At 70.5% G+C, this 1,601-nt stretch carries 3 protein-coding genes; 2 read left to right on the top strand and 1 reads right to left on the bottom strand.

All coding sequences use genetic code 11. The features are described 5' to 3' along the window. Positions 1 to 79 precede the first annotated feature (79 nt). Entirely contained in the window at positions 80 to 532 is a 453-nt protein-coding gene (locus tag FKV24_RS10805) for a DUF4124 domain-containing protein (protein WP_141482389.1), read from the bottom strand. A gap of 88 nt (positions 533 to 620) precedes the next feature. Here FKV24_RS10805 and pssA point away from each other — a divergent pair, with 88 nt between their 5' ends. Together pssA and FKV24_RS10795 are read left to right on the top strand one after the other, a co-directional pair. Beyond that, complete coding sequence (pssA, locus tag FKV24_RS10800; RefSeq protein ID WP_111265605.1) at positions 621 to 1,418, top strand: CDP-diacylglycerol--serine O-phosphatidyltransferase; 798 nt, start codon at positions 621 to 623, stop codon at positions 1,416 to 1,418. Then, positions 1,415 to 1,601 (top strand): hypothetical protein (locus FKV24_RS10795; protein ID WP_211371848.1); only part of this gene is annotated, 187 nt, incomplete at its 3' end. The genes pssA and FKV24_RS10795, both read left to right, overlap by 4 nt.

Raw genomic sequence — 1,601 nt, 5'->3', positions numbered from 1 at the left:
TGGAGGGGTGGTACCGAGCCCGGAGCCGGGGCCGGCTGGGCGCGGGAATCGTGCGGCGGCCCTGGGGCCGCCGCCGGCATTACTTGCAGTGAACCTCGATCGCGGCTTCGGCGAGCTTCTGCTGCGACGCGCGCTGATCGGCATCGAGGGTGCTGTCGACCGTACCGTCGCCGTCGGAGTCGATCCCGACTTCCTGGTTGTCGGCCAGGGTCTTGAGATTGGCGCGGGCATCCCGACAGGCGGCATTCTCGGCCGGGGCCTCGGTTTGCGCGGTTTCGGTCGCGGTGTCGCCGGAGGCCGGCGCCGCGGACTCGATATTGCGGTTCTGGTATTCCTGGCCCGGCGGCGGCGAGTCGGAATAGTGGGTTACGCCATTGGCGTCCTTCCACTGGTAGACCTGGGCCGCGGACGCGGGCAGCGCCGCAATCAGCAGGGACCCCAGCAGCAGGGCGCCCGCTGCGGTGGCGCTCCGGCGCCGGGCGGCACCCTGGATCGGGCGGCTGGCGGTGTGTGCGGCAGTCGGGCGGATCATTGGCAAGGCTCCGTTCGCGGCGGATCAGCCGCTCAGATTCCGATTGCATCACCGCTCCGGCGGACAGGCAAGCGATACACTCTGCTCCATGCAAGAAACCCAACCTCCATCACGGCTGCCGCCACGACCGCGTAACCGCGGCATCTACCTGTTGCCCAACCTGTTCACGACGGGCGGGCTGTTCGCCGGCTTCTACGCGATCATCGCGGCGTCGCAGGGGCGTTTCGACGATGCCTGCATCGCGGTGTTCGTCGCCGCGATCCTCGATGGCGTGGACGGACGGGTGGCCCGGCTGACCAATACCCAGAGCGAGTTCGGGGTGCAGTACGACTCGCTGGCCGACCTGATCAGCTTCGGCCTGGCGCCGGCGCTGGTGATGTACCACTGGGCCTTGTCGACGATGAAGTTCGACAGCGTCACCGCCGGCAAGATCGGCTGGATCGCCGCCTTCCTGTACGCGGCCTGCGCGGCGCTGCGGCTGGCGCGGTTCAATTCCCAGGTCGCGGTGGTCGACAAGCGCTGGTTCATCGGTCTGGCCAGCCCGGCCGCGGCGGGCCTGATGGCCAGCTTCGTCTGGACCGCGCACGAGCTCGGCTACACCGGCGAGCAATTGCGCTACGTGGCGCTGGCGGTGACCGTGATCGCGGCCGTGCTGATGGTCAGCGGGCTGCGCTACTTCAGCTTCAAGGGCGGGCCGCGCAACGATCGCGTGCCGTTCCTGGCGATCATGGTGGCGGTCGCGGTGGTGGTCGCCATCGCGGTCGACCCGCCCAGCGTGCTGCTGACCGTGTCGGCGCTGTATGCGATCTCCGGACCGTCGTACTGGCTCTATCGCCGGCTGCGCCGCGCCGGTGCCCGGGACGGGGAGGGCGCCGAAGGGTCATGAGCATGCCCTGGAGCGCATCCCAGCGCGAGTGGCTGCGGGCGTTGGGGCTCCCGGTGCTGGCGCTGTCCGCCGGCGAGGGGGCGGCCGAGGAGACCGACGCGCGGCCCGCGGGCGATGCGGACGGAGGCGATCCGGTCGCCGCGTCGGCACCGATGCCGGAACCGGCCGCGTCCGGGCGGATGA

Origin of the sequence: Marilutibacter maris (assembly GCF_006546735.2) — a bacterium.
Taxonomy (GTDB): domain Bacteria; phylum Pseudomonadota; class Gammaproteobacteria; order Xanthomonadales; family Xanthomonadaceae; genus Marilutibacter; species Marilutibacter maris.
This window is presented reverse-complemented; position numbering and strand designations above follow the sequence as displayed.

What these genes read in the sequence shown, in the direction of transcription:
- FKV24_RS10805 (WP_141482389.1), bottom strand. Translation starts at nt 532, where the DNA reads ATGATCCGCCCGACTGCCGCACACACCGCCAGCCGCCCGATCCAGGGT.
- pssA (WP_111265605.1), top strand. Translation starts at nt 621, where the DNA reads ATGCAAGAAACCCAACCTCCATCACGGCTGCCGCCACGACCGCGTAAC.